This window comes from Shewanella sp. SM74 (genome assembly GCF_025653725.1).
In the GTDB taxonomy this organism is placed as follows: Bacteria; Pseudomonadota; Gammaproteobacteria; order Enterobacterales; family Shewanellaceae; genus Shewanella; species Shewanella oncorhynchi.
Genome location: NZ_JAKKRZ010000014.1, coordinates 101,687 through 127,742, shown reverse-complemented (window position 1 = coordinate 127,742; position 26,056 = coordinate 101,687). Strand labels below are relative to the sequence as shown.

The following is a 26,056-nucleotide window of genomic DNA, read 5'->3' as shown; positions in this document are numbered from 1 at the left end:
ATACTTGATAATTCAGCATTTGCATTTTAAATATGTAAATATTAGTTTTTGAAATTTTAAATTTTATGAAAAACCATTTTAAACATTAAAAATAAAACAAAAAAACCTTTGATACACATAGATAAAATCTAGATCCAAAACTTGGGATTAGTTTCACATTAAAATTATTAATTAGCACCATAATTAGGCGTTGATTTAAGTATTTGCTCAATATTAAGGAATATAAAAAATGCACATTAGTAACATGGATGGCCTCGATATTCTGAGTTTAAAAATACTTGTTTCATTATATGAGAACAAGTCAGCAACCTATGTATCGAAAGCGCTAGACATTCCAGCTCCTAAAATCAGCCGTAGCCTTAAAAATCTACGGGAAATTTTTGGTGATGAGTTATTTATCCGTCGTAAATATGGCTTATTCCCAAATGAGTTTGCTACTCATTTATATCCAATTGCAAAAGAAGCAATTGAGTGTACTGATAAGTTTCAAAAAGCCAGAATAGCAAACACTCGCCAAGTTAAGACGCATGTCGAAATAGCAGCGCCAGGATTAATTGCCTACACCTTCCCTAAGGCCTTGATGCAGGCTATTAAAGAAGAGCAAAAACCCATGCACATTAATATAAACCCTTGGTCTATGCATACGACTCAAGACATTATTAATGGTGATACAACCCTAGGTATTTGTTGCAATAAAAGTGCTGCCGATGTTGCCGCCTTCGGCGATAAACTGCAAACGACAGAATTGCAACGTATGGACAAACTCTACCTGATTGCTAGCAGGCATCATCCTATTTTTAAACGGGAAATCACCCTAGAAACGATTGCGGAATACCCCTATGTCAATACGGATCTTGGTAATCCCAGCACCAAATTGAGTCCATACCAAGAGTTTTGCATAACGAATGGCATTAAACTCAATACTGAAATTACCATTACCAGTATTTCAAGTTTGTTTGAATATCTAAGCGAAAGTAATGCAGTCTCCCTATTGCCTTATCGGATAGTTTACGAAATGGTGAGCGATGTTCCTGAACTGCATGCGTGTCAACTATCGCAGTATGAAGCAGAACGTTTATATGCAGATACAGAAACCCCAACGATTTTCTTAGTGCAAAAAAATCAGCCTAATGCAATCAATGAGGACTTGAAATGGTTAAGCGGAGAGATTAAAAAAATCGTCGATCGTATTATCTAGCCAAGTAATAGCTCAACATATCCAAACAACAAACCACCGATACACGAGGTGACAGGCATCCTCTGCCTTAGCTTAGGCTCCACCTCAGCCCCCATGCGATCCACTCGAGAATTGTTAAACCAAGCATACATCTTGGAGCATAAACACGTTACACTAAGCCCATCTTTATCCTAATAGATTCAGCTATGCGGACCGAAAATACAGCCACTCTTAATCTTATTTGGGGCGCCCTTATTCTTGAGGAGTTAGCACGTCTTGGCGTGCAACATGTGTGTATGGCGCCGGGCTCGCGCTCAACACCGTTAACCCTCGCCGCCGCCCAGCAAACTAAACTCCAGCGTCACTTACATTTCGATGAGCGTGGGCTCGGCTTTATGGCCTTAGGTCTAGCCAAAGCCAGCCGCGCACCGGTCGCCATCATTACGACCTCAGGCACAGCAGTCGCCAACTTGTACCCTGCCATTGTGGAGGCGTGGCTGACCCATGTACCTTTAATCGTCTTAAGTGGCGATCGTCCGCCAGAATTACTCGGCTGCGGTGCTAATCAAGCCATAGTCCAACCGGGAATTTTTGCGAATTATGCCACTCAAGTGAATTTGCCAACACCGGATACACATATCGCACCGCAGGCGTTGCTTACCACAGTGGATGAAGCAGTGGCGAATCAAACTCGCCCAGTGCATATCAACTGCATGTACCGGGAGCCCTTGTATCCGAGTGAACTCGGTGGCGCGATTCTCGATGCCGAATCACCTTATCTCAAACCATTGCAAACTTGGCTACAGCTCGCACGCCCGTATACCCAATACGGTAAGAGCAAACAGGTGAGCGGCCCAAGTGACGATGCCATTATGCGGTTCGTCCACGGTAAAGGGGTGATCGTTGTCGGTACTCTCACGCCTGAACAAGATCCACAACAGCTCATTGCCCTATCGCAAAAAATCGGCTGGCCATTACTTACCGATGCCCAGTCGCAACTGCGTCAGCATCCCGCGGCAATAGGTAATATTGATCAACTGCTGCAACATCCAAGGGCGCGCAATCTATTGCAGGAAGCGGATCGTGTACTCGTATTCGGCGGCCGTTTATTATCAAAACGCTTGATAGGTTATCTCGCCGAGCAAAATTGGCACAGCTATTGGCAGGTTTTACCAGAACAAGACAGGCTTGACCCTAGCCACAATGCTAAACACATTTGGCACGCGAATGCACAGCAGTTTGCAGCCTTAAATTGGTATCGCTCATCCTCGGCAAACTGGGCGAATACCCTAATCACCTATAACGATGAATTGCATAACTTATTTGTGCGCAATATCGACCAAGGGGAATTTGGTGAAGCACAAGTTGTGCGCGCCATCGCCAATACTCGTCCGCTAGAACAGCAGCTTTTTATCGGCAACAGCCTGCCTGTACGCTTGTACGACATGTATGCCCCTGTCAGTTGTTGTACGGCAACCACTTATACTAATCGTGGCGCATCGGGTATTGACGGATTACTCGCCACCGCCTGCGGTATTGCGGCCCATGAAGGCAAACCCACGAGTTTAATCATCGGTGATTTATCACAACTGCACGATCTTAACTCGCTGGCCATCGCTAAAGGCTTAACCAGCCCGCTGGTGATCGTGATCCTCAATAACGATGGCGGTAACATCTTTAACTTATTGCCCGTTCCCAATGAACAAGTCCGTAGCGATTATTATCGACTCAGCCACGGTTTAGAATTTGGCTACGCCGCAGCTATGTTTAATTTGCCCTATAATCAAGTGGATAATTTAGCCGATTTTCAAGATAGCTATAATGAAGCGCTGGATTTTCAGGGGGCTTCGATCATTGAAGTCAATGTAAGTCAAACACAAGCCAGCGACCAAATCGCCGAGCTCAACTTGTGGGTGAAACAAAGCTAATGCCAACCATGGCCCGTTACGGCAATTCTTCACTACCGACCTTAGTGCTACTGCATGGATTTTTAGGCACTAAGGCCGACTGGTTGCCGTTAATGCCTGCGCTAAGCCAGCACTTTCACTGTATTTGCTTAGATCTGCCGGGCCATGGGGATAACCAAAGGGAGTTGAAGCCAACCGAATTAAATGGATTTAACCAATGTGTTGAAGATGTGTTGGCACACCTGAATGACCTTCACATTGGTCAATTCCATCTCTACGGTTATTCTCTCGGTGGCCGTATTGCTCTGCACCTTGCCAAAGCCTATCCAGAAAGACTACTGAGCCTAAACCTCGAATCCTGCCATCCTGGACTTACAGACCCGCAAGAAAAACTTGCCAGAATCAAAAATGATACTCAGTGGGCCGAGCGTTTACTGCATCTGAATAGCAAAGACTTTTTAAGCTTGTGGTATCAGCAGCCCGTATTTGCCGATATGACGGCTACCAAACGAAAAACCTTAATCGAGCATCGTTCTCCAGCATTAGATCTGCATCCTAAACAGCGGCTTAAAGAGGTATTCATAGCCACCTCACTCGCACACCAAGCATCGATGTGGGATGTACCTTTGCAGCTTACCTGTGAGTGCCATTTCTTTGCTGGCAACCAAGATGCTAAGTTCCACGCCCTCGCCCAAGAGTGGCAATTACACGCGCCCATCCTCGTCCATAGTATTCACGGCGCCGGCCACAACATACACCAAGCTGCTCCCGAGGCATTAACCTCAAAAATAGTGAAGTTGCTAGGGTAATGACAGAATTAAAATGTAGGTAATATATGATATTAACTTTGCTTAACCTGTATCAATATCGACTACCGCTCGACGTATTATTGCCCGTCGGCAAGCAACGTATCGATCACAGAGCGGGATTAGTACTAAAAGCCAGTGCCAGCGCTAATCTTGGTGGCGAGCATAGACAAGTCGAAGTTGAAATTGCCCCACTCTCTGGCATAGATGTCGATGAACAAGCCTTGATGGGGTTCAGCCGTGAAACACTCACTCAAGTGCAAACGGCTTTGACTGGATTATTACCCCAACTCTGCGGTCAGCATATTGATACATTGCTGGAATGCGCCGAGCAAAGCCCTTACCCTTCTTTGGCCTTTGGTTTAAGTCTGTTACATGCCAAGTTAATGGGCAAACTCGATGCCATCCGTCCACAAACGGCCACAGTCCCTTTGATTTATCATCCAACGGATGCGAGCAGAGACTTGCTCGATAGCAAAATTGCCGCCCTTGGCTGTAATGTTCGTTCGGTGAAAGTCAAAGTCGCGCAAACTTCAATTGAAGATGAACTAAGCCTGATTTATGGCATTTTACGTACCCGCCCCGATCTCAAATTGCGTTTAGACGCGAACCGAGGGTTTACACTTGAGCAAGCAATCGAATTTGCCGCTTGCTTGCCCCTAGAGACCATAGAGTACATTGAAGAACCTTGCCTGAATCATCATGATAATCATGAATTTTATCAAGCAATTGGTATACCCTACGCCCTCGATGAATCGCTCAACGATCCAGAATACCAGTTTGTAATGCAAAATGGCCTGACTGCGCTTGTCATCAAACCTATGCTGCTCGGCAGTATCGAAAAACTAGCTAATTTAATCGATACGGCGCAAAGCTATGGCGTACGTTGCATTATCAGTTCGAGTCTAGAGAGCAGTTTAGGCATTAATGATCTGGCTCATTTAGCCGCGATTCTCACTCCGGATGAAATCCCTGGGCTCGATACCCTCAGCGCCTTTAGCCAAGATTTAATCGTGTCATCGGGTAAAAAATACTGCCTCACACTCGCGCAACTTGAGCCAATTGCACTGCATACCATTGATTCAATGCAACAAAATGATGATGCAGCTAAAAGTGAGGGAAACGAGTTTGTCTAATGCCAGCCTATCAAAACCGCTTGCACTGTCACCCGTGCACCAAGCTGCGCTTGCGTTTCCACAGCAGACAGCCATCAAGTTGGCGGGGCAAGACATTAGCTACTCAGGGCTTAGCCAGCGCGTTATCGCACTGGCTCAGCAGCTAAGCGCTGCGAGGATCTCAAACGGTGAGCCGCTCGCCTGTATTGCTAGCAATAATCTCGAGATCATTTGTCTCTATTGGGCCTGCATCGATATAGGAGCAATCTTTTTTCCTATCTCGCCCCGTTTCCCCCTCGCGCAGATCCAAGACTTAATTAATGAACATCAGATCCGCTATGTTTGGAGTGCTGAGGTTTGTGAACTACAGAATTGTCATCACTTGCGCTTAAATTTTAATCGCATTAGCAGTGACTTAGCCCAGCCTGTCGACTTTACTCGTCCAGCTAATGTGATTTTAACTTCAGGCTCTAGTGGCTTTCCCAAAGCGGCGGTGCATTGCTTAGCGAATCATATTGCCAATGCCGAAGGTGCCCGCAGCTTAATCCCACTCGAACAAGGTGATGCTTGGCTACTCTCCTTGCCCTTATTCCATATTGGCGGTCTTGCGATATTAAACCGCTGTGCCTTAGTCGGTGCCAGTGTTGTCCTGCCAGATCAAGCGCTTAGCCTTGGTCAGCAGATTGACCAAGATCAGTTGACTCACATATCTCTCGTTCCCACACAACTGAGCAAGTTACTCGCCGATACGAGCAGCAAGCTTAAAAGTATCAAAGCCTTATTACTTGGTGGCGGCGCAGTCTCAATCGACTTACTCCAACAACTTAAGCAACGCAATATCGCCAGTTACACCAGTTACGGCATGACGGAAATGGGCTCGCAGATCACCACAGGTCACGCTTTTAGCGACGGCAGCAGTGGCAAATTACTCCCCAAGCGTGAGCTTAAAATCGAAGATGGTGTGATTTTGGTGCGCGGCGCATGCCTGTTTATGGGCTATCTCACCGCGGATGGAATACAAAAGTGCGTTGAACAAGACGGCTGGTTTTACACCAAAGACAAGGGCGAATGGGACGAAAATGGTAATCTGCGCATTCTTGGTCGCGTCGATAATATGTTTATCTGCGGCGGCGAAAACATCCAGCCAGAAGAAATCGAAGCCGCGCTTAAACAACATCCACAAATAGACGATGCAATCGTTTTCGCCATACCAGATGTACAATTTGGCAATCTCCCTGCCGCCATCATTCGCGGCAGTTTAACTCATCTCACAGAGTCGATTGCAAGTGAACTCGAATTGTTCCTCGCCGACAAAATCGCCCGCTTCAAACGCCCAAGACAGTATTATGTATGGCCAGAAAATCATGAGCAGGCAGGGCTGAAAGTAAATAGAAAAGCCTTGATAGCTAATCTTGTTAAACACTGATTTATCATCAACGTCATCAAGCCAAATTTCACCCATAAAAAAACCTGCCGCAGCAGGTTTTTTTATGGTTAAGTTACAATCATTTTACACGTGATGTGACTTAGGCTTCCATACAAGCTTTTAGCTTGTTCATGGCATTTTTCTCAAGTTGGCGAATACGTTCAGCCGACACTTGATAAGTCTCTGCAAGTTCTTGCAGTGTGGTTTTATCGTCATCTAACCAACGGGCGCGCAGAATATGCTGGCTGCGTTCGTCTAAGGTTTTGATGGCCGATAATAAACGACCTTGGGCATTCGATTCCCAGTTGTCGTTTTCAATGTTTTCCGCTAAATCCGATGAATGATCTTCCAAATAATGGACTGGGGCAAAATCATGCTCCTCGTCTTGATCATTGGTTAAATCAAATGCCGGATCTTGCGCAGCCATACGTGATTCCATTTCGGTCACATCGGCCTTAGACACACCTAAATTTTCAGCCACCATAGTGACTTCTGCATCGCTGAACCAACCTAAGCGTTTTTTCGCTTTACGGATGTTAAAGAACAACTTACGTTGCGCTTTAGTGGTCGCGACTTTAACAATGCGCCAGTTTTTCAGCACATATTCATGAATTTCAGCTTTGATCCAGTGCACAGCAAAAGACACTAGACGCACGCCAACATCGGGATCGAAGCGTTTAACCGCTTTCATCAAGCCTATGTTGCCTTCTTGGATCAGGTCTGCCTGTGGCAAACCATAGCCTGAATAGCCCTTTGCAACGTGCACTACAAAACGTAAGTGCGACATAATCAGTTGCTTCGCAGCTTGTAGATCACCAGTTTCCTGTAAACGCTTGGCCAACTCATACTCAGCCTCAGCGTCCAGCATGCTGATGCTAGTCACTGAATGGATATAAGCTTCTAGACTACTGGCGTCCTGTGGGACTGTCAGTGCCATTGATTGCGTTTGAAAGGTCATTCGCTCTCCTACATTTATCAGACTACTTAACGAGTGCATTCTTAGGTTCAACAACAAAATACCCTAAGAATAAGCTCACGAACTATCGGCTAATTGACAGAGTATGTCAACCTCAGCTCGTTTGCAGATACCCTTTTTACCTCGCTGAAGTAGACATTGCAAGTGAACAAAAGTTCATTACTCAGCATTTTTTTCGTCACTTTTTTTAGTTTAATCGACTGATTATTATGAAGGTTCAATCGACCGTAAATGCTGGCGTACAGACAAATACGAACCTAACCAACCTAAAAATGAGGCAAGTCCAACCAATTGCAGCAGTTCAATAAAAGTGAGTGATTTCATTTCAAGCTGACTGCCATACAAGCCTAAAAGTTCGGCAAGGGCGGAATCGAGATACCACACTAATAAGTTGATGATAAGCCAAGCCAATATGCCGCCAATGACTCCGTACCAAATCCCAGTGTAGAGAAATGGGCGCTGGATAAAGGCTTCGGTTGCCCCGACGAGCTTCATCACTTCAATTTCGCTGCGCCGATTCATAATCGCTAAGCGAATCGTATTACCTATCACTAAGACCACGGCCAGCACGAGTAACGCGGCAATCGCCATCACAGTACGTTCGAGTAGACGCACTACCGCCTGTAACCGTTCTAACCATTCGATATCTAAACGGCCAAAGCTAATCTCAGGCTCGCGCTCTAGTTTAGTTAAGAGTTCACGGGCGCCCACCGGCGTTGAGTAACGCGGCGTAGGCGTAACGGTAATGACCGCGGGCAAAGGATTTTTATCTAAATAGGCCAAGGCCTCACCAAACCCAGATAAGCGTTGGAATTCTTCTAGCGCTTGATTTTTATCAATATATTGCACTTTATCCACTTCGGGATATGTCCGAATGCGAGTCAGCAGGCTCTGAATCGTTTGTTCACTACGATTATCGTCGATAAACAAGGAGATCTCTGCCGCGCTGTTCCAGGAACTGGTAATGGTCTCGGCATTTTTAACTAGCACTTGCAATGCTGCAGGCAAACTTAGGCTCACACCTAAGACAGCCATGGTCATCACAGAGGATATTGGGTTGCGCCAGAGCTCTCCCATGCTCGCCATTGCTTGCTGCGCATGGCGAATAAAAAACATCACAATCCGACCAGACAGAGGCAGCTTGCTGCGAGTTAATTTTGCGCTATCGCTCATTGCCCTTCGCCTCTATTCGTCGATGCACTGCGAGTGTGTACATTAGGATGCAACTCTTGTGCACCTAACATACGGCCCTGTTTGAGGGTAAAAGTGCGATATTTCATTCGTGCAATAAGACCTAAATCATGGGTGGCAATTAATACGCTGGTTCCCGCATCATTAAAGGTTTCAAACAGACGCAAAATATCCATAGATAATTTAGGATCTAAGTTACCCGTAGGCTCATCGGCGAGCAGTAAAGGTGGTTTATTCACAATCGCACGGGCAATGCCAACACGTTGCTGTTCGCCGCCGGACAACATAATTGGGTTATGCCGCTCCTTGCCATATAAACCCACCATGTCGAGGGCACCCGCAACACGCTTACGAATTTCGCCATGGGAGAATCCCTCAATCACCAGTGGTAAAGCCACATTGTCGAACACACTTCGGTCCATCAATAGATGATGGTTCTGGAAAATCATCCCGATATTGCGGCGCAAATAAGGCACATGTTTAGGGCTGACTTTAGCGATATCGTGACCGTTAATCGCGACGCGCCCCGTTGTTGCCCGCTCGATTACCGTGATTAATTTCAACAGCGTACTTTTACCCGCCCCCGAGTGGCCGGTTAAAAATGCCATTTCACCTTGCTGTAGATGAAAATTCACATCCTCCAGCGCCATTTGGCCGCCAGGATAAATCTTACTGACCTGCTGAAAATCAATCATAAATTAGCTATCCGCTTTTTCTTGAGTGAACAAGGCATCGATAAATTCTTTCGAATTGAAGGTTCGCAAATCATCAATTTGCTCACCCACACCTATGTAACGGATCGGAATATTAAACTTATCAGCAATCGCAAATACCACGCCGCCCTTAGCCGTTCCATCTAACTTGCTGATGGTAATACCCGTTACACCTACGGCTTCCTGGAATAATTGTGCTTGGCTAATCGCGTTTTGCCCCGTGCTCGCATCTAATGTCAGCATGACCTCATGCGGCGTATCTGGGTCGAGCTTCTTCATCACTCGCACCACTTTCTTTAATTCTTCCATCAAGTGCGCTTTATTCTGTAAACGACCAGCAGTGTCGGCAATCAATACATCCACTTTACGCGCCTTGGCCGCTTGCAAAGCATCGAACAACACAGAGGCACTATCGGCACCTGTATGCTGGGCAATCACTGTAATATCATTACGTTGACCCCAAACCTGTAGCTGCTCAACCGCTGCAGCACGGAAGGTATCACCCGCGGCTAACATCACTGACTTACCTTGGCTCTGATATTGTTTGGCTAATTTGCCAATAGTGGTGGTTTTACCCACGCCATTAACGCCAACCATTAAGATAACAAATGGGCCATTAGCATTGTCTGGCACTAACGGGATAGCGACAGGATCGAGTGTTTTTTGCAACTCATCCCGCAGTAATTCATATAAAGCTTCGGCATCTTTAAGCTGCTTACGTGAGGCATGCTCTGTCAAATTCTTGATTAATCGCGTAGTGGTTTCGACACCAACGTCGGCGATTAATAATTGTTCTTCGAGTTCTTCAAACAGATCGTCATCGATTTTCTTGCCGCGAAATAGGCCGATAAAACCACTGCCGATATTCTCGCTGGTACGCATTAAGCCACGTTTCAGGCGAGCAAAGAGCCCTTCCTTAACGGGTCGAGCCTGCGGCTCAGGTTGTAATTCAGCAACTGCTGTAACAGTTTGCTCAGTTTCAGCTTGTTGCTGAACTAAAGCCTCTGCTTGCTCACGTGCTAGTGCTTCGCCAGCGAGTTGTTCTGCAGCTAAGGCTTCAGCAGCATGCTGTTCGGCGGCCAAGCGGGCAAGTTCAGCTTGTTCCGCTGCGAGTAATTCTGCTTCTAGCTGAGCGGCAACTACACGCGCCGCCTCTGCTTGAGCTAATTGCTCTGCGGCGGCTTGCTCAACCGCTAACTGCTGTGCTGCCAATTGTTCTGCGATGCGTTGCTCTGCTCCTGACTGTGCTTCGGCTAACTTCTCTGCAGCATGCTTTTCTGCACTAAGTTGTTCAGCGGCCAAACGTGTCGCTTCAGCTTGCTGATTAGCAAAATGCAACGATTCAATTCGGGCATGCTCAAGGGCAAATTGCTCGGCTTCGGCTTTTGCCTGTGTTTGTTCGGCCGCTAACTGTTCTGCAGCCTGTTTTTCAGCATGAGCTTCGGCCTCGATGGCCCCTTGTGCCTCTACTTGTTCCTGCGCTACACGCTGTGCTGCATCACTATCTTGTGTTGGAGTAACAACTGGCGTTTCAGCGACGACCTCATCTTGTGACTTATCTTTACGAAACCAAGAGAAAAAACCTTTCTTTGCCATGTGTGATTCCAGCGCTCTACTTCAGTATTGAATTTTGAATAAGACCCTGATGTTATACCAGATTGCCTCGGCAATTACGCCCAAAAAGTCGGCAATTAGCTAAGCTCAGTTAGCCTTCTCACCTTTTAGTGAGACTTTGATATAAAATAGCGGCCTTTATTAAGGTGGCACAGTCTACCACTTTCTTTCTTCAGGCAAAATCACGGGGGCACTTTGGTTAATCATCGAACGGTCAAAAATAATGTGACCAAGGGTCAAACAGCCAAAAATAAACCCGGCAGTGGACAAGTGCGGATCATCGCAGGCCAATGGCGCTCGCGTCGTCTACCTATCCAAGATCTCGAAGGTTTACGCCCAACGACAGACAGGGTTCGCGAAACACTCTTTAACTGGCTGGCTAATGATTTAGTCAATGCACGTGTACTCGACTGTTTTGGCGGTAGTGGCGCTTTAGCTCTCGAAGCCTTGTCCCGCTATGCCAGTTTCGCCCAAATTATCGAGTTGCAACGCGGCGCAGCCCTGCAATTAAAAGAAAATCTGCAAACCCTTAAATGCGATAAGGCCGAAGTGCTCAATGCTGATACGTTAGTGGTACTGCAAAGGGGCTGCGAGCAAGGTTTCGATGTGGTATTTATCGATCCCCCCTTTCGTAAGGGATTGGCAGAAAAGACGATTCAACTGCTAGATTCTCAAGGTTGGCTTAATGATGGTGCGCTGATTTATGTTGAAATCGAGTCTGAATTGCCGCAACTTGCTATCCCTTCGCGCTGGCACGCCTTAAAAGAAAAGAATGCAGGGCAAGTGAGCTACCGTTTATATCAATATCACTCAGAAACCACTGTTGAGCCCATCGAAGATGAAAACCATGCCCTTATTGATTAACTTAGGTAAAGCCATCACTCTGATTGCATGGTTGATGATGGCCTACAACTTAGTCATCCCCTTTGAAGGCAATGTGGCGATTACTTTAAATATCCTGTTTGCCATTACCTGCATGATGCATTGCTTCCAAGTCGCGATTTTCCACATGCTGTTTAAGACCTTACTACCATTAACGAAACAAGATTATCTACAAGTGTTTATCTTCGGAATTTTCAGCCTGTTAGCTTATCGACAACGGGTGATGACTCAAGCGAATTAACCGAGCACACAGACAGCAAAAAGCCCTCTATTGAGGGCTTTTTAATGGCTATCAATTAAGAAACTGAATCGCTAAACCTTATCCTTTTGGATATGGGTGTGCTACGCCTTTATGGCAGTCAACACAGGTCTTTCTCGCGTCAGGTTCTTTCTTGAAGTTATTTGAGTGCATTCTTACAGCCATTTTACTCATAGTTTCTGGCTGATTCTCGTAAATACGAGTGTGGCAATGCTGACAGTTAGCAGAATCGTTCGCACGGAAATAGTTCAGCGCTTTATCCGCTTGTTCTTTACGATTTTCATCTAACCAGGCTTGAGTGTTAAAGCCATCAATTGTCATGAAACCATATAAATCTTTAGATACGATGATTTTTTTGATCAAATAATCGACTGGACCATGGGGTAAGTGACAGTCTTGACACTGAACCGTAATCCCCGCTTTGCCGCCGCCATGGGCAGAAGCCAACACTTCATCCTTCAGCGAATGATTGCTATGGCAAGACATACAGAACTCATCTGTACTGGTCGCGTGTAATGTTTGTTGAGTGGTAAAGTATCCCACAACACCCACTACAATACCGACGACCAGTAGCGCCAGGATTGAATATTTCGCGCTAGGTTTAAATAGTGCACGCCAGTTCATCACTCTATCTCCAAAATTGTCAAAATTAGTTTTTATAAGACTAGTTTATGCTCTTTCATTTATTAGAAATTTGATTTTAAGCCGAAATTTGCTGATTAAATTAACCTTAAAAGCGCAAAATGAGACTTAGCTCTAACTATTTGGACGTCATTTGGTAAAAACCGCTAGCTGAACTGTGATGCACTTTAACTAAAGCTAATGCAATCACCCGATAATCGCAAGTTACCGATTATCGCGATGAGATTTCCCCTTTGAGAATCAATCACTATTGAAATCATTTCTAGAAAATAGAAATGTGATCCAGTCGATGTTTTGTTTAATTATTGAAGTAGGCGGAGAAATAAATCATTAAAAATTAAAATTTGAATCGTATATGAAACTTTATTGGGCTAACTAAGGTCTCTAAGGGTAAGCAATCAATTTTCAGAGTTATCATGGCTAAATTTTGGATCACCATAGCAGTGTTATTTTCGCTAATCGCCCAATCGGCGATAGTGAGTGCTATGCCAACTTCAGCCAACACCAATGGCCACAGCAGTCAAACCATGCTGATGATGGATGCAGAAATGAACTGCACCATGCCAGATTGTTCTGCATCCGATTGCTTGCAACACTGCCAAGATAGTATGACAAGTCATTGTCAAACCCATTGCCTATCATCACTTTACCTTGAGCCTGCAGTGCTAGAACTGGCCTTCGCCAACCCAGCAAGCAAGCGTATTGCCATACAAGGCTGGGCGATGCAAACTGCCGACCTCGGGCTCACCACACCGCCTCCTAACTCCAATTCACTGTAACGTCTTTCGTTTTTTACAACGTAAAACCGACTAAACACCTTTGATTGCGCCGCTGCATATTCGCACCGCAACGAGGTACAGAGAATTTTTGGAGTTTATTATGAAAACCACTTTATTGAACAAAAGCTTACTAGGCCTTACTTTCGTTATCGGTGCCTTATTAAGTAGCACCACAGTTACAGCCGCCAGCTTAAATAGCACAGATGCGCTCAGTGTTATCAGTATCAATGGTGTGCCAACCACGCCCTTTAAACCCATCCAACTCTCCGCAGGGAAAGTACTGCTCGAGCTAAAATATCAGGATATATTTGATTATCGCGCCGATGATAGTGGCAACTGGGTTAAATCAGCGCCGCTTTACTTAGTGCTGGATGTGAAGGCGAGTGATAGCTACCAAATCACCCAGCCCAAAATAATGACTGAAGCTGAAGCGCGTCAATTTATTAAATATCCAACGATTCAACTCAGTATTAATGGTGACAAAGCGGGCGAATATCCACTGCAAAGCCACAGCCAACTGATGGCGAAAATGTTAGTCAGCAATCCCGCTTTCTAATTTAGACGAGTTAAATATTTAATCTGAGGCATGTGCTGAAATGTGAGTTAAATCATTACAGCATAATGCCTCTATGCTAGACTCGAGCCGTTCATCATTTGGAATACTTATGCATCACACACTCAGTCGTTATTTTTTAGTCATATTCACTCTACTCGCACTCGTCGGGCAAAGTGTCGTGTCTAATGGTCACGCCATGGTGCCACACACTATGGATATGAGTGCGATGAATCATGAGGTTTCCTCCCAAATGCACCACGCTACAATGATGCAGATGGACACGGAGAACAGTTCTGACTCACATTCAATGGCCAACACGGATTGCTGCAACGATAAAATGCTTCCCGGCGCGAAACAGCATTGCTGTGATGGCACCACATCATGTTCAAATGATTGTGGTCATTGTTTGACGATTTCAGTCGCTGGCACTCTATTCAGCCCACACCTCTGGCCAAGTGTGAGCATGAGCGATACTGCAATGGCCACTCCTATGCCTCATTTCCACTCTATCTCTTTGTCTTCGGCCTTTAAACCACCGATAGCCTAGCTCTACTTTGTGCTTATTGGGCAAATAAACCCTTAAAAAAAGCCAAACGACCAAGCTAAAACGACAATGCTGTTAGCCCTAAGCTAACGCCCTATTTAGCCGTTTATTGTGGTGCCTTATCATTAAATCGTGCACCCGAGTCTAGCAAAACGTTGATTACTGAGCCGAATGCCAAATTGTGGCATCAATTCGTCTATCGAAGCGAACCGCTTTGATCCACTGTGCTCACTGACGTTTATGCGCTCGTATTCGGCCGTTAATCCGATGGAGTGAATAATATGAAAACACTAACTAATCTCGCCTTAATCACATTCTTGCTGACCAGCACAAGCGTGTTTGCGACGGCCGCGCCGCACGCACATCAACACGACAATGCAAATCCACAGGAACAAGCACATACCCATGTTTGCCCTATGCACCCTGAAGTGACTGGCAGCAAAGAGGATACTTGCCCTCAATGTGGTATGAACTTAGAGCCAAAGGCAATAGAAGCAAAACCGGCTGAAGGTGCGGCAAAAAACGCCCACAAACACCACTAAGCTAGGCTGGAGATGAGGCATATGAATTCATTTAAAACCGTAAAAAAGCAGACCCCTAAAGCCGTACTGATCTTGAGTAGCTTACTCTTAGGTACGCCTTGGTTGAGCCATGCCCAACTGGCGAGCACACAAGAGCCCGTGGCGACCGAAGCTGCAGTAAATTCTGCAACAGCGCCTAAAAATAATTCGTTAAATCAAGTAAAAACCTACACTTGCCCTATGCATCCCGAAGTGCTCAGCCATGAGCCTGGTCGCTGCCCTAAGTGCAATATGTTTTTAGTTGAGAAACAAGATACCGCAAACGCTGCGGCCGAGCATGCGCAGCATCAAGCCGCAGATCACCAAACCTCTGAGCATGGGCAAACCTTGGCAGCGAAAGCTTCGAGTCAGGTATTCGACACCCCAACACCTAAGGCCGACAGTTTAGTCAAAGCTCAAAACCACGTGACAACAATCAAGTACGTTTGCCCTATGCATGCCCACATTATCAGTGACGTACCCGGCACTTGCCCTATCTGCGGCATGAACTTAGAAAAAGTCGAAACGGGCGGCAATACCCAAGAAATCAATATCAATGTTTCCGGCAGTATGCAGCAAGCGCTGGCACTCAAAGTCGCCAAGGTTGAACGCGACACACTGTGGAAATTTGTCGAAACCGTCGGTCAAATCGATTACGACGAAAGCCAGATCACCCATATCCATGCCCGCGTCACTGGCTGGATTGAAAAACTGATGATCAAATCCGTGGGCGATACCGTTAAGAAAGACCAGCTTATCTACGAGATCTATTCCCCCGATTTAATTAACGCCCAAGATGACTACCTGCTCGCCATGGACACCGCCAAAGCAAACGGCCAAGGCCGCTACAAAGATTTGGTGCGCAATGCGGGTTTACGCTTATCTTTCCTTGGTTTTAACGACAGGCAAATCAAACAATTAGCAGAGTCACATCAAACCCAGTATCGCGTACCTTTCTACGCCAAAGAGGATGGCATAGTTAAAGCCCTCGACGTTCGTGATGGCATGTACATTCAGCCTTCGACCGAAGTCATGTCCCTAGTGGATCTCTCTAAGGTATGGGTGATTGCCGATGTATTCGAGAATGAGCAAAGCTGGATTGCTAAAGGTCAAAAGGCCGAAATTGCCGTTCCCGCCATGAATATCAGTGGCATCGAAGGCACGATCGATTACATCTACCCTGAGCTTGACCCAGTCACTCGCAGCCTGCGAGTTCGAGTGGTTCTCAACAATGCCGACGTAGATTTAAGACCTAAAACCCTCGCGAAAGTCTCGCTATTCGGTGGCCCGAATAAAGATGTGCTCGTGATCCCGCAGGAAGCTTTAATTCAGACGGGTAAAGAAAACCGCGTGATCGTCAAACAAACCGATGACAGCTTTACCGCCAAGGCCGTCACAGTCGGCATGATGAGCCAAGGTAAAGCCGAGATTATTTCAGGCCTGAATGAAGGTGAACGGGTGGTGATTTCGGGGCAATTCTTACTCGACTCCGAAGCCAGTCTCAAGGGCAGCTTAATGCGTTTAAGCAGCGGTCATCAGCACTAGGAGCGCGTTATGTTGAAATATATTATCGAGGCGTCAATCAGGCAGCGATTGATGGTGCTGATTATCGCCATCATGATCACTGTTTGGGGCGTACAGGAGCTGCGCAAAACGCCGCTTGATGCGCTGCCGGATTTATCCGACGTACAAGTGATCATTAAAACCCCTTACCCGGGCCAAGCGCCAAAATTGGTTGAGGAACAAGTGACTTATCCCTTGTCGACCGCCATGTTAGCTGTACCTGGCGCCAAAACCGTACGTGGTTATTCCATGTTCGGCGACTCCTATGTGTATGTGATTTTTGAAGATGGCACCGACATCTACTGGGCACGCTCGCGAGTGCTCGAGTACCTGAGTCAAATTAGCAGCCGTTTACCCCAGGGCGTACAACCTTCACTCGGTCCCGATGCATCCGGTGTCGGTTGGGTGTATGAATATGCGCTGGTCGATCGTTCTGGCAATTTAGATTTATCGCAACTCAAAAGTCTGCAGGATTGGTATCTCAAGCTAGAGCTGCAAAGCGTGGCAGGCGTGTCTGAAGTTGCCACCGTCGGCGGCATGGAGCAAACCTATCAGATAGTGCTTGAGCCCGATAAAATGGCGATCTATAAACTCGATATCGCCAGCATTAAACAAGCGATCGATAAAGCTAATAGCGAAGCTGGCGGCTCAGTGATCGAAATGGCCGAAGCCGAATACATGGTGCGCGCCAAAGGCTATCGCCAGACGCTAGAGGATTTTCGTGAAATTCCCCTTGGTATCACCAGCCCTTCTGGTACAGGTTTATTACTCAAAGATGTCGCCACTGTGCGCAAAGGCCCAGCCTCACGCCGCGGCATAGCCGAACTCGACGGTGAAGGTGAAGTAGTTGGCGGAATTGTGGTGATGCGTTACGGCGAAAACGCCTTAGCGACGATAGATGCGGTGAAAGCTAAACTCGAAGAACTCAAAGCGGGCCTGCCCGATGGGGTTGAGATTATCCCAACCTATGACAGATCCCACTTGATTCTTAAGTCCGTCGACAACTTGTTTAGCAAGGTCGTCGAAGAAATGTTGGTGGTTGGCTTAGTCTGCTTACTGTTTTTGCTGCATGCGCGCTCCACACTCGTGGCCGTGATAACCCTGCCGCTATCCATCCTTATCGCTTTTATCGTGATGAATAAGATGGGTGTGAACGCCAATATCATGAGCCTTGGCGGCATCGCCATTGCTATCGGCGCCGTGGTGGATGGCGCGATTGTGATGATCGAAAACCTGCACAAACATTTAGAACATTTCAAAGCCGAACATGATCGCGAACCCGATACTAAGGAGCATTGGCGCATCGTCACCGAAGCGTCGATTGAAGTCGGCCCTGCGTTATTTTTCTCATTGATTATTATCACCTTAAGCTTTGTGCCTGTGTTCGCACTCGAAGCGCAGGAAGGTCGATTATTCGCGCCACTGGCCTACACTAAAACCTTCGCCATGGCAGCGGCGGCCTTTTTATCGATCACCTTAGTGCCGATTTTGATGGGTTACTTTATTCGCGGCAAAATTCCCAGCGAACGCAGCAATCCCCTCAGTCGCTTCTTGATCGCGCTTTACCAACCTTCGCTCAAACTGGTGCTTAAATTTCCTAAAGTCACCCTGATGTTAGCGTTAGTCGCGCTGGCCAGTGCTTGGTATCCCATGACCCGCATGGGCAGCGAGTTTATGCCCGCACTTGAAGAAGGCGATTTGCTCTACATGCCAACGGCATTGCCCGGTATCAGTGCCAGTAAAGCCGCCGAAGTCTTGCAGCAAACCGACCGTTTAATCAAAACCGTGCCCGAAGTGGCCCGCGTGTTTGGTAAGGTAGGCCGCGCCGAAACCGCGACCGATCCCGCGCCGCTGACCATGCTTGAAACCACTATCATGCTCAAACCCCATGAGGAATGGCGTGAAGGCATGACCTTAGATGGCATCATTGCCCAACTACAGCAAACCGTCAAAGTACCAGGACTCACCAATGCTTGGGTACAACCTATCAAAACCCGTATCGATATGCTCTCTACTGGAATAAAAACCCCCGTCGGCATTAAGATCACTGGTGCCGATGTCAACGAACTGCAAAGCATAGGAGCTAAGATAGAAGCCATTCTCAGCAAAGTGCCACACACAAAATCAGCCTATGCTGAACGCAGTGGTGGCGGGCGTTATATCGATATCACCCCCAAACTGGATGTCGCCGCACGTTACGGTATGTCACTACAAGATATTCAAGATGTCGTGCGTTACGCCATTGGCGGTATGGATATTGGCGAGTCGGTACAAGGGGCCGAGCGCTATCCCATCAACCTACGTTATCCCCGTGAGCTACGCGATAATATCGAAAAGCTGCGCGAACTCCCTGTGATCACTAAATCGGGAAATTATCTACCACTGCGAAATTTAGCGGATATAGAAATCACCGATGGCGCACCTATGCTCACCAGTGAAAACGGTCGCTTAATCTCTTGGGTGTTTATCGATATTGAAGGCACGTCTATCGGCGAATATATTACGACCGCCAAGCAAGCTTTAAATGCCGAACTCAAGGTGCCCCCGCGCTACAGCTACACTTTTGCAGGGCAGTACGAATATATGCAGCGGGTAGATGCAAAACTTAAGCAAGTGATCCCTATGGCATTAGCCGTCATCTTCATCTTACTGATGATGACCTTTGGCTCCACCATTCAGGCCAGTATTATCATGCTCAGCCTCCCCTTCGCGTTGGTCGGCAGCACTTGGCTGTTATACCTACTGGATTACAACATCTCAGTGGCTGTCGCCGTTGGTATGATTGCCTTAGCGGGTGTAGCCGCCGAGTTTGGGGTAGTAATGCTGGTGTATCTCAATAACGCCATTAAGCACAGACAAGAGAAAGATAATTACCACAGCGTCAGCGACTTAAAAGAAGCGTTAATGGAAGGTGCCGTTATGCGGATCCGCCCCAAAGCCATGACAGTAGCGACCATCTTCTTCGGTCTACTCCCCATTATGTGGGGTGCAGGATCGGGTAACGATGTGATGCAGAAAATTGCCGCACCTATGGTCGGCGGCATGGTTACAGCCCCATTACTGTCACTGTTTGTACTACCCGCGCTTTATCTACTGATTTACTCGCGTAAATTAAAGAAAGATGCAGCGTAATTGAGTTTACGGCGCTAGAACACCGATAAAAATCCCCTCAAACCATTAAAGTTTGAGGGGATTTTCTCATTCAATCAGATTAAAAATCTAATTTTACAACAGTGCCATACACAACTCTGAGTAAAATAAGCCTCTAAGTTTATAACGCTTATGTGTACCATTGACTCAGTGCCACACAGAATTGACTCAATTCACTGCCGTAGGAAGGATCCCATCACATGACCAAGTCATTTTGTTTAACCATCAGACGGATATGGCCGCAAGCACTTTCCCTTAAAACCCCATCACGTGCGTTACTTGCTGCATTCGGTTTATGCTCTGCGCTCATCATTACAGCACCCGCCTTTGCCGCACCCGCAACTGGTGAATTCGTTGCCGACAAACGCTGTGAGCTATTTCAATCGAAAAATAAGCAGACGAATCCAGACCAATGGCAGAGCAATATTGGTGAGCGCTATCCGGTACTCGAAATCCTCGGCAACAGCGCCAAACCTGATTGGCTGCGAGTGCGCACCAACGCAGTGAAGTCTCCCATGCGGTGGATCAGTGGCGCTTGTGGTCAGTATCTTTCCAATGTTGCAGGCAGTAATGTATCGACACCTGCAACAGCGGTAGAACCCGCGCAAACCACCACGGCATCGGATATCAAAGCCAAAAGCCGAGACGGCCTTAAAGAGCATGGCACACCAGAAAAACGTCAAAGAGATCAATGCCGAATCGGCGGTGAATTTGACGCCAACGTGCTGGCATTAAGCTGGCAAAGCACCTTTTGTGAACTCTATGGCCGCCGTAAAGCCGAATGCCGCGCCCTCAGCCAAACGCCAGAATCGAGCCAATGGCAACACTTCAGCCTGCACGGACTGTGGCCGAATAAACAACAATGCGGCACGCGATATGGCTATTGCAGCACAGTCAAACTGCAACCGAATGATTTCTGTACTTATCCAGAGTTTGAACTGAATCCATCGGTGCGCAAAAATTTAGAAGAAGTCATGCCTAGCGCCCAATATGGCACCTGTTTAGAACGCCACGAATGGTGGAAACACGGCACTTGCCGTAGCCAAGACCCTAACGAGTACTTTTTATTGGCAACCCAGCTGACCCAAGCGGTCAATGCCTCGGCATGGGTACAAAAATTTATTCATGACAACATAGGTAAGAGTGTCAGTAAAAGTGAGTTAAACCAAAGTTTTGATAGCAGCTTCGGTCAAGGCGCTCACACTAAAATGAGTCTTGAATGTGGCAAGGGATTACTGAGTGAAATCCGCATTAACTTACCCGAAGTCATTAAAACTTCTGACTCCTTACCTAGCCTACTCGCCAAAGCTAATAAGGCCTCAAAAGGCTCCTGCCCTGAAACAATCATGATTGATAACGCTAATTAAACAAATAGTTAGACAAATAAAAACGGCGATTTAGCGTCGCCGTTTTTAACCTTAATGACAGTCCTTAATATGGCTGTCACATCTGATTAAGCTTGATCACCGCAAAGGTAGCGCCTTGGGCGTCAGCAATGACAGAAAATCGTCCCACATCAGGGATATCACTAGGCGGAATGCACACTTGCGCGCCTAAGCTTTGGGCTTTCTCAGCAAACGCATCGCAATCCGCCACCACAAAATAGAGCTGCCAGTGGGGAGAAATATCGCCCCATTCAGGCATTATCGTCATCATACCGCCGATGGATTGACCATCAAGCTGCCATTCTGAGTATTCAATGTCAGGCATGCCACTTGGCATGTTGGTCCAAGGGAAGATTTTGCAGTAAAAGGCTTCTTCAGCACGCGGCTCTTTGCAAGCCAGCTCAACCCAGCAAAGGGTATTGAGTTCACCCTGACGGCGAGCACCTATGTGGTTCTTCGCTTGCCATAAAGCAAAGCGTGCGCCTTCAGGATCGCTGACCTGCGCCATCACGCCCGCATCACCCACAATATGCGGCCCCATGTGCACTTGGCCGCCCGCCGCTTGAATCGCTACAATGCTGGCATCCATATCATCGACGGCAAAGTAGATACGCCAGTGGCTGGGGATATGTGCTTCTGACTCAGGGATTTGATACATGGCGCCTAAGTCATCTCCCGCTAAATTAAATAGCGAAAAGTGACCTTCAGGGATCGGCATTTCGACCGAGTTCCAACCAAATAACGCTTGGTAAAATGCTGTAGCTCCCTGCCAATCATGGCTTGCAAGTTCAACCCAACATGCATGTCCTTGTGCGTACTGAGTCATTTTCATTATCGGCTCCTTTGTTTTAACAATTATTCGAGTTAAGCCTGAGTTTGTATTTCTGTCCAGTATTCAGGTTAAAAAGATCTGTAAGACAAAACTCAACCGCTAAAGACAAAAAAGCCCTCACATGGAGGGCTTAAATCATCACAACAAATTAGGAATATTGCGGCAGTAAATTTGCCATCGCGAGCAGATGACATGCACCTGTGACTATGCCAAATAACACCACAAGAATAATCAGCGGTGTACCGCCTATCACTCTAAAACCTGTGCTATCGGGGAACAACTGTCGCGATTTATAGGCCATCAGCGCCGGGACGATTACCGCCCACACTGTCGCCGCTAATGCCGCAAAGCCAATCGCTACTAAGAAGCCATCGGGAAACAGTAATCCTAAAATCGTCGGCGGCACAAAGGTCACTAACGCGGTTTTCATCCGGCCAGAGCGTGAATCATCAAAACCAAACAAATCGGCAAGATAATCGAACAGGCCTAAGGTCACCCCTAAGAAAGATGAAGCCACGGCTAAGTTAGCAAACAGGGTCAACATACTGTTTAACCAGCTACTCGCCATCACCTCAGACAAAGCGCCCACCAACACACCCATATTGCCGCCTTGGGCAATAATGTCGATAAACTGGCTGCGGGGAATATTGCCCATAGTCGCCACTAACCAACAGGCATAAATCACCAGTGCGATAAAGGTGCCGACGAAAATCGCCTTGATAATGGTGGAGGAATCTTTGCCGTAATACTTCACTAAGCTGGGAACGTTACCATGGTAACCAAAACTGGCGAGACCAAAGGGCAGCGCCGCCCACAGATAAGGTGAAAAGCTGTTATTACCATCGGGTTCGAGCAACTTAGTCACATCAATTTCGATCAATAAATTGCCGATAGCGAGGAAGAAGGTAATGATCATACCGCCGAGCATAATCGTGGTAATCCGATCCACGGCTTTAGTACTGATCAACACTATGCTCGCCAATACTATGGCAAATACTAGCCCTGCCACACTTTGCGGTAACTCAATTCCCATGCCCTGCAAGCTGTGATTCACAATCGAACCACCGCCGCTGATATAGGCATAGGTCAAAATATACAACACGAAAGCGATAGAAACGCCGTTCACTATCCGCCAAAACTGCCCAAGAGTTTGCTTGCTTAAGGTATCGAAGCTAGCACCGGGTTCGAAATGTAAATTGGTTTCGAGCAACAATAAACCCGACATCAACATGCAAAACCAAATGCCCAATAACATCAAAATCGAATAGCCAAACCACATACCTGCACCGACCACGGGCAGAGAAAACATCCCAGCACCTACGGTCGTGCCAGCAATAATCATGGCACCACCGAGCAAGGACTTACCTGCGGGCTTATGCTTAGCCGCATTCATATGATTTGCCATTAAACTGTGTGCTCCGCGGTGACACTCGCCACTATCGTTTGTCTCACTGACGGACGTAATAAGCTATTGGCCTGATCTCGTATGCGATTGATATTGGACTTATCTTCACTATCCGCCAGATATCCCAATTCTTTGAGCTTCACGCTCAAAGTACCGTAGAGTTTTTTATCGTAGAACTCAGGCGCGGTAATACCATGTAAAGCCCCTAAACGCTGAGCGAGTAAATGGCTCTCAGACTCAAGTTCTGAGCGCTCCATCTTAGGTCTGTTCGCTAACAGATTGAAAATAATAGCGTAGCGTTGCAGAGTCTCGCTCACTGAACTGGCTAACAACAATAATTGGCTTGAGTGCTCAGGCACGACAGCTAAAGTATCTGTCTCAACCACTAAACCTAGCCCAATCAGGAAATCCAGTACTTGCTCAACATAGGCTGGTAAGTCTTTAATTCCCATGAAGAGTTCGGCTTTCAGCAGTGGATAAAAATCGGCAACGATTGAAACCACTTGCTGGCGCAGGATCTGTTCATTATGGGTTAAACAACTCGCAATTAATGAAGGAACAATAAATAAGTGAATGATATTGTTACGATAGTAAGTCATAGACACAGCCTGACTCGCTTCGATAGACACTATTTCCCCTAAAGGGTCGGCACTAACAACAAACTTGTTCAGCTCTAAACCTTGCTGCACTAAATGCTTACCATCACCTTCGGCAACAGATGTATAAGAAGTGTAAGGCACTTTTTTGAGTAGGGTCAGATACAAATCAAGCTGACGCTCCAGCAGACTACGTTCTAAGGCGTTTTGATCTGTCGCCAGTAAAACTAAGCTGGTCAAAGTCACCGAACTCGCCGCTGCGGCATCATTGATACGCGTCATCACCCGATTAGCCAGCACGTTTACCGCTGGCGTTAACCAACTTGGTTTCTGCTCGGGATCATCGGCCAACTCAGCACGCCAGTTTGGCGCACGCTCATTTAAGAAATTTTGCAGGGTAATAGGCTCGCCAAAATTCACATAACCTTGGCCGAAATTACCTAATTTACGAATGGCACCGAACACCTGCCACACAGATTCTTTTTTCTTTTTCTTACCGCTTAACTCTTTATGGTAAGTCGCTACTTCCATCACATGGTCATAGCCTAAATACACTGGCACAAGTGTGACAGGACGTTCAATACCGCGCAGTACGCTGTTCATCGTCATGGCGATCATGCCAGTTTTCGGCGCCAACAGACGGCCAGTACGTGAACGGCCACCTTCGGAGAAGTATTCCACCGAATAACCTTTAGCAAACAGCTGATCTAAATACTCACGAAATACTGCGGTGTACAGCTTGTTACCATTAAAACTACGGCGGATGAAGAAGGCACCACCGCGACGGAACATAGGTCCCGCGGGCCAGAAATTGAGGTTGATGCCAGCAGCAATGTGCGGCGGAACCATGCCTTGATAATACAAAATATACGATAACAGCAGGTAATCCATGTGGCTGCGATGGCAAGGCACATAAACGATCTCGTGACCATCATGGTGCAGCTGGCGAACTTGCTCGGCGCCTTTAATGTTGATCCCGCTGTAAAGCTTGTTCCACAACCAAGTTAAAAAACGCTCGGCAATACGCACTAAACTATCTGAGTAATCTGCTGCGATTTCATCGAGGTACTCAATAGCCGTCTCGCGCGCTTGGGTCTCAGAAATCTTTTTACTGGCGGCTTCTTCTTGAATCGCTTTGCGCAGCGACTCAGATTTGAGCAACGAATGAAACAGTGCTTGGCGGTTTGGCAGCACAGGCCCTGTCATTACCTTACGTTGACGACGGAAATGCACGCGCGCAACCCGTGCTAACTTATGGGCAATCCCCATGTCGGTGCCATGTTCGTCAGCCATGTAACGCAGGGATACGGCATTCGAAAACTGCACGAAGTTATGTCGACCTAAGAACAGAATCATCAAGCACTTGCGCAACCAAGTCGGGTTTTCCCGCTCAAATACGGCCGCCTTCATAGTGTCGTCTTCTTTCCCTGGCGTTCGACCCCAATACAAGCTCACAGGCACAAGTTGAATATCCAATTCAGGACGTTCCTTATGCACGGCTAACAAACGCATAAAGCATTCGAGGAAAGGCTCATTACCAGCACGCTCGCCAAACAGTGGCTTACGTCCTTGAAGACAGACAACCCGAGGCGCAGTCACACCATTAGCCACTAGAGGCTCATAAGGGCTTGGTAAACCTAACTTAGCCGTTATTTCGCTCAAAGCAGCTATGTCACTAAGGGATTCTGTTTTCATCACATAAACAAGGGGTCTGGAAGCATCCAGATTCAGATCGGCAAAGGGATCCTGAGGCACCACAATAGTGTGCACTAAGTGTTTTTGGATCCAACGTAATGATTTCAACCAAAGAGAGTCGTGTTTAGGCATTATTCTTATGCAATTAAGTGCGTTTACTAGCCCGATAGAATACCAGACTATGGGCAATATTCGCTAATTCTCTCCAACATAGCTAAAAAGTGGTTAATACTTGCGCTGCAAATAATACTGTATATACTAACAGTAACTGTATAGAAAAACA

General features: G+C 46.8%; 22 protein-coding genes. 14 read left to right on the top strand and 8 right to left on the bottom strand.

The genetic code is table 11. The annotated features are described in order from the left end of the window. The first annotated feature begins 229 nt into the window (after positions 1-229). The 5 genes from L5M49_RS15380 to menE all read left to right on the top strand — a co-directional run bounded on the left by L5M49_RS15380 (position 230) and on the right by menE (position 6,431). On the top strand, positions 230-1,198 hold the full coding sequence (locus L5M49_RS15380; RefSeq protein ID WP_263266366.1) for a LysR family transcriptional regulator: 969 nt from the start codon (positions 230-232) through the stop codon (positions 1,196-1,198). Positions 1,199-1,383: 185 nt separating this feature from the next. Next, a complete protein-coding gene (menD, locus tag L5M49_RS15375) occupies positions 1,384-3,105 on the top strand; it encodes a 2-succinyl-5-enolpyruvyl-6-hydroxy-3-cyclohexene-1-carboxylic-acid synthase (protein ID WP_263196362.1) in 1,722 nt (573 codons plus the stop codon). Next, positions 3,105-3,893, top strand: coding sequence for a 2-succinyl-6-hydroxy-2,4-cyclohexadiene-1-carboxylate synthase (gene menH / locus L5M49_RS15370; protein ID WP_263208732.1), 789 nt, complete (start codon positions 3,105-3,107; stop codon positions 3,891-3,893). Before menD ends, menH begins: the two co-directional genes overlap by 1 nt. A 26-nt stretch (positions 3,894-3,919) precedes the next feature. After that, complete coding sequence (gene menC / locus L5M49_RS15365) at positions 3,920-5,026, top strand: o-succinylbenzoate synthase (RefSeq protein ID WP_263266365.1); 1,107 nt, start codon at positions 3,920-3,922, stop codon at positions 5,024-5,026. Then, positions 4,992-6,431 (top strand): o-succinylbenzoate--CoA ligase, encoded by a 1,440-nt coding sequence (menE, locus tag L5M49_RS15360; RefSeq protein ID WP_411568990.1) that lies wholly within the window; start codon positions 4,992-4,994, stop codon positions 6,429-6,431. Before menC ends, menE begins: the two co-directional genes overlap by 35 nt. 100 nt (positions 6,432-6,531) lie before the next feature. Here menE and rpoH read toward each other — a convergent pair whose 3' ends face one another. From rpoH to ftsY, 4 genes are all read right to left on the bottom strand, one after another. Then, on the bottom strand, positions 6,532-7,389 hold the full coding sequence (rpoH, locus tag L5M49_RS15355; protein WP_263266364.1) for an RNA polymerase sigma factor RpoH: 858 nt from the start codon (positions 7,387-7,389) through the stop codon (positions 6,532-6,534). Between the two features lie 225 nt (positions 7,390-7,614). After that, on the bottom strand, positions 7,615-8,580 hold the full coding sequence (ftsX, locus tag L5M49_RS15350) for a permease-like cell division protein FtsX (RefSeq protein ID WP_113940269.1): 966 nt from the start codon (positions 8,578-8,580) through the stop codon (positions 7,615-7,617). After that, positions 8,577-9,293, bottom strand: coding sequence for a cell division ATP-binding protein FtsE (ftsE, locus tag L5M49_RS15345; protein ID WP_212599516.1), 717 nt, complete (start codon positions 9,291-9,293; stop codon positions 8,577-8,579). The genes ftsX and ftsE overlap by 4 nt, the downstream gene beginning before the upstream one ends. Positions 9,294-9,296: 3 nt before the next feature. Further along, positions 9,297-10,907 carry a signal recognition particle-docking protein FtsY gene (ftsY, locus tag L5M49_RS15340; RefSeq protein ID WP_263179132.1) on the bottom strand — a complete coding sequence of 537 codons (1,611 nt, stop codon included), beginning with the start codon at positions 10,905-10,907 and terminating at the stop codon, positions 9,297-9,299. Positions 10,908-11,120: 213 nt separating this feature from the next. Between ftsY and rsmD the strand changes: the two genes are divergently transcribed. Then, a complete protein-coding gene (rsmD, locus tag L5M49_RS15335) occupies positions 11,121-11,789 on the top strand; it encodes a 16S rRNA (guanine(966)-N(2))-methyltransferase RsmD (RefSeq protein WP_263175671.1) in 669 nt (222 codons plus the stop codon). Then, complete coding sequence (locus L5M49_RS15330) at positions 11,764-12,048, top strand: DUF1145 domain-containing protein (protein ID WP_263168555.1); 285 nt, start codon at positions 11,764-11,766, stop codon at positions 12,046-12,048. The genes rsmD and L5M49_RS15330 overlap by 26 nt, the downstream gene beginning before the upstream one ends. 78 nt (positions 12,049-12,126) lie before the next feature. Here L5M49_RS15330 and L5M49_RS15325 read toward each other — a convergent pair whose 3' ends face one another. Further along, positions 12,127-12,690, bottom strand: a complete 564-nt coding sequence (locus tag L5M49_RS15325; protein ID WP_105250630.1) for a NapC/NirT family cytochrome c — start codon at positions 12,688-12,690, stop codon at positions 12,127-12,129. A 434-nt stretch (positions 12,691-13,124) separates the two neighbouring features. Here L5M49_RS15325 and L5M49_RS15320 point away from each other — a divergent pair, with 434 nt between their 5' ends. The 7 genes from L5M49_RS15320 to L5M49_RS15290 all read left to right on the top strand — a co-directional run bounded on the left by L5M49_RS15320 (position 13,125) and on the right by L5M49_RS15290 (position 21,227). Beyond that, positions 13,125-13,487, top strand: a complete 363-nt coding sequence (locus tag L5M49_RS15320; RefSeq protein WP_198572390.1) for a hypothetical protein — start codon at positions 13,125-13,127, stop codon at positions 13,485-13,487. Positions 13,488-13,587: 100 nt separating this feature from the next. After that, positions 13,588-14,043: a DUF2057 family protein gene (locus tag L5M49_RS15315; RefSeq protein WP_198572391.1), complete on the top strand. Its 456-nt coding sequence runs from the start codon at positions 13,588-13,590 to the stop codon at positions 14,041-14,043. Positions 14,044-14,152: 109 nt separating this feature from the next. After that, positions 14,153-14,590: a hypothetical protein gene (locus L5M49_RS15310; protein ID WP_263168558.1), complete on the top strand. Its 438-nt coding sequence runs from the start codon at positions 14,153-14,155 to the stop codon at positions 14,588-14,590. A gap of 278 nt (positions 14,591-14,868) precedes the next feature. Further along, positions 14,869-15,129, top strand: a complete 261-nt coding sequence (locus L5M49_RS15305) for a heavy metal-binding domain-containing protein (protein WP_198572393.1) — start codon at positions 14,869-14,871, stop codon at positions 15,127-15,129. 21 nt (positions 15,130-15,150) lie between these two features. Next, positions 15,151-16,692 (top strand): efflux RND transporter periplasmic adaptor subunit, encoded by a 1,542-nt coding sequence (locus L5M49_RS15300; protein ID WP_263208725.1) that lies wholly within the window; start codon positions 15,151-15,153, stop codon positions 16,690-16,692. Between the two features lie 9 nt (positions 16,693-16,701). Further along, positions 16,702-19,842 (top strand): efflux RND transporter permease subunit, encoded by a 3,141-nt coding sequence (locus L5M49_RS15295; RefSeq protein ID WP_113940262.1) that lies wholly within the window; start codon positions 16,702-16,704, stop codon positions 19,840-19,842. Between the two features lie 218 nt (positions 19,843-20,060). Then, positions 20,061-21,227 (top strand): ribonuclease T2, encoded by a 1,167-nt coding sequence (locus tag L5M49_RS15290; RefSeq protein WP_263208723.1) that lies wholly within the window; start codon positions 20,061-20,063, stop codon positions 21,225-21,227. A gap of 76 nt (positions 21,228-21,303) precedes the next feature. Here the strand turns inward: L5M49_RS15290 and L5M49_RS15285 are convergent, their stop codons facing one another. The 3 genes from L5M49_RS15285 to plsB form a co-directional block, all read right to left on the bottom strand. After that, positions 21,304-22,077, bottom strand: a complete 774-nt coding sequence (locus L5M49_RS15285) for a VOC family protein (RefSeq protein ID WP_219251875.1) — start codon at positions 22,075-22,077, stop codon at positions 21,304-21,306. A 148-nt stretch (positions 22,078-22,225) separates the two neighbouring features. Continuing rightward, positions 22,226-23,482, bottom strand: coding sequence for a tryptophan permease (gene mtr / locus L5M49_RS15280; RefSeq protein ID WP_173497974.1), 1,257 nt, complete (start codon positions 23,480-23,482; stop codon positions 22,226-22,228). Then, a complete protein-coding gene (plsB, locus tag L5M49_RS15275; RefSeq protein WP_263208720.1) occupies positions 23,482-25,905 on the bottom strand; it encodes a glycerol-3-phosphate 1-O-acyltransferase PlsB in 2,424 nt (807 codons plus the stop codon). The genes mtr and plsB overlap by 1 nt, the downstream gene beginning before the upstream one ends. Between the last annotated feature and the right edge of the window lie 151 nt (positions 25,906-26,056).

Coding starts and splice junctions, on each gene's coding strand:
- L5M49_RS15380 (WP_263266366.1), top strand. CDS start 230: ATGCACATTAGTAACATGGATGGCCTCGATATTCTGAGTTTAAAAATA.
- menD (WP_263196362.1), top strand. CDS start 1,384: ATGCGGACCGAAAATACAGCCACTCTTAATCTTATTTGGGGCGCCCTT.
- menH (WP_263208732.1), top strand. CDS start 3,105: ATGCCAACCATGGCCCGTTACGGCAATTCTTCACTACCGACCTTAGTG.
- menC (WP_263266365.1), top strand. CDS start 3,920: ATGATATTAACTTTGCTTAACCTGTATCAATATCGACTACCGCTCGAC.
- menE (WP_411568990.1), top strand. CDS start 4,992: ATGCAGCTAAAAGTGAGGGAAACGAGTTTGTCTAATGCCAGCCTATCA.
- rpoH (WP_263266364.1), bottom strand. CDS start 7,389: ATGACCTTTCAAACGCAATCAATGGCACTGACAGTCCCACAGGACGCC.
- ftsX (WP_113940269.1), bottom strand. CDS start 8,580: ATGAGCGATAGCGCAAAATTAACTCGCAGCAAGCTGCCTCTGTCTGGT.
- ftsE (WP_212599516.1), bottom strand. CDS start 9,293: ATGATTGATTTTCAGCAGGTCAGTAAGATTTATCCTGGCGGCCAAATG.
- ftsY (WP_263179132.1), bottom strand. CDS start 10,907: ATGGCAAAGAAAGGTTTTTTCTCTTGGTTTCGTAAAGATAAGTCACAA.
- L5M49_RS15330 (WP_263168555.1), top strand. CDS start 11,764: ATGAAAACCATGCCCTTATTGATTAACTTAGGTAAAGCCATCACTCTG.
- L5M49_RS15325 (WP_105250630.1), bottom strand. CDS start 12,690: ATGAACTGGCGTGCACTATTTAAACCTAGCGCGAAATATTCAATCCTG.
- L5M49_RS15320 (WP_198572390.1), top strand. CDS start 13,125: ATGGCTAAATTTTGGATCACCATAGCAGTGTTATTTTCGCTAATCGCC.
- L5M49_RS15315 (WP_198572391.1), top strand. CDS start 13,588: ATGAAAACCACTTTATTGAACAAAAGCTTACTAGGCCTTACTTTCGTT.
- L5M49_RS15310 (WP_263168558.1), top strand. CDS start 14,153: ATGCATCACACACTCAGTCGTTATTTTTTAGTCATATTCACTCTACTC.
- L5M49_RS15305 (WP_198572393.1), top strand. CDS start 14,869: ATGAAAACACTAACTAATCTCGCCTTAATCACATTCTTGCTGACCAGC.
- L5M49_RS15300 (WP_263208725.1), top strand. CDS start 15,151: ATGAATTCATTTAAAACCGTAAAAAAGCAGACCCCTAAAGCCGTACTG.
- L5M49_RS15295 (WP_113940262.1), top strand. CDS start 16,702: ATGTTGAAATATATTATCGAGGCGTCAATCAGGCAGCGATTGATGGTG.
- L5M49_RS15290 (WP_263208723.1), top strand. CDS start 20,061: ATGACCAAGTCATTTTGTTTAACCATCAGACGGATATGGCCGCAAGCA.
- L5M49_RS15285 (WP_219251875.1), bottom strand. CDS start 22,077: ATGAAAATGACTCAGTACGCACAAGGACATGCATGTTGGGTTGAACTT.
- mtr (WP_173497974.1), bottom strand. CDS start 23,482: ATGGCAAATCATATGAATGCGGCTAAGCATAAGCCCGCAGGTAAGTCC.
- plsB (WP_263208720.1), bottom strand. CDS start 25,905: ATGCCTAAACACGACTCTCTTTGGTTGAAATCATTACGTTGGATCCAA.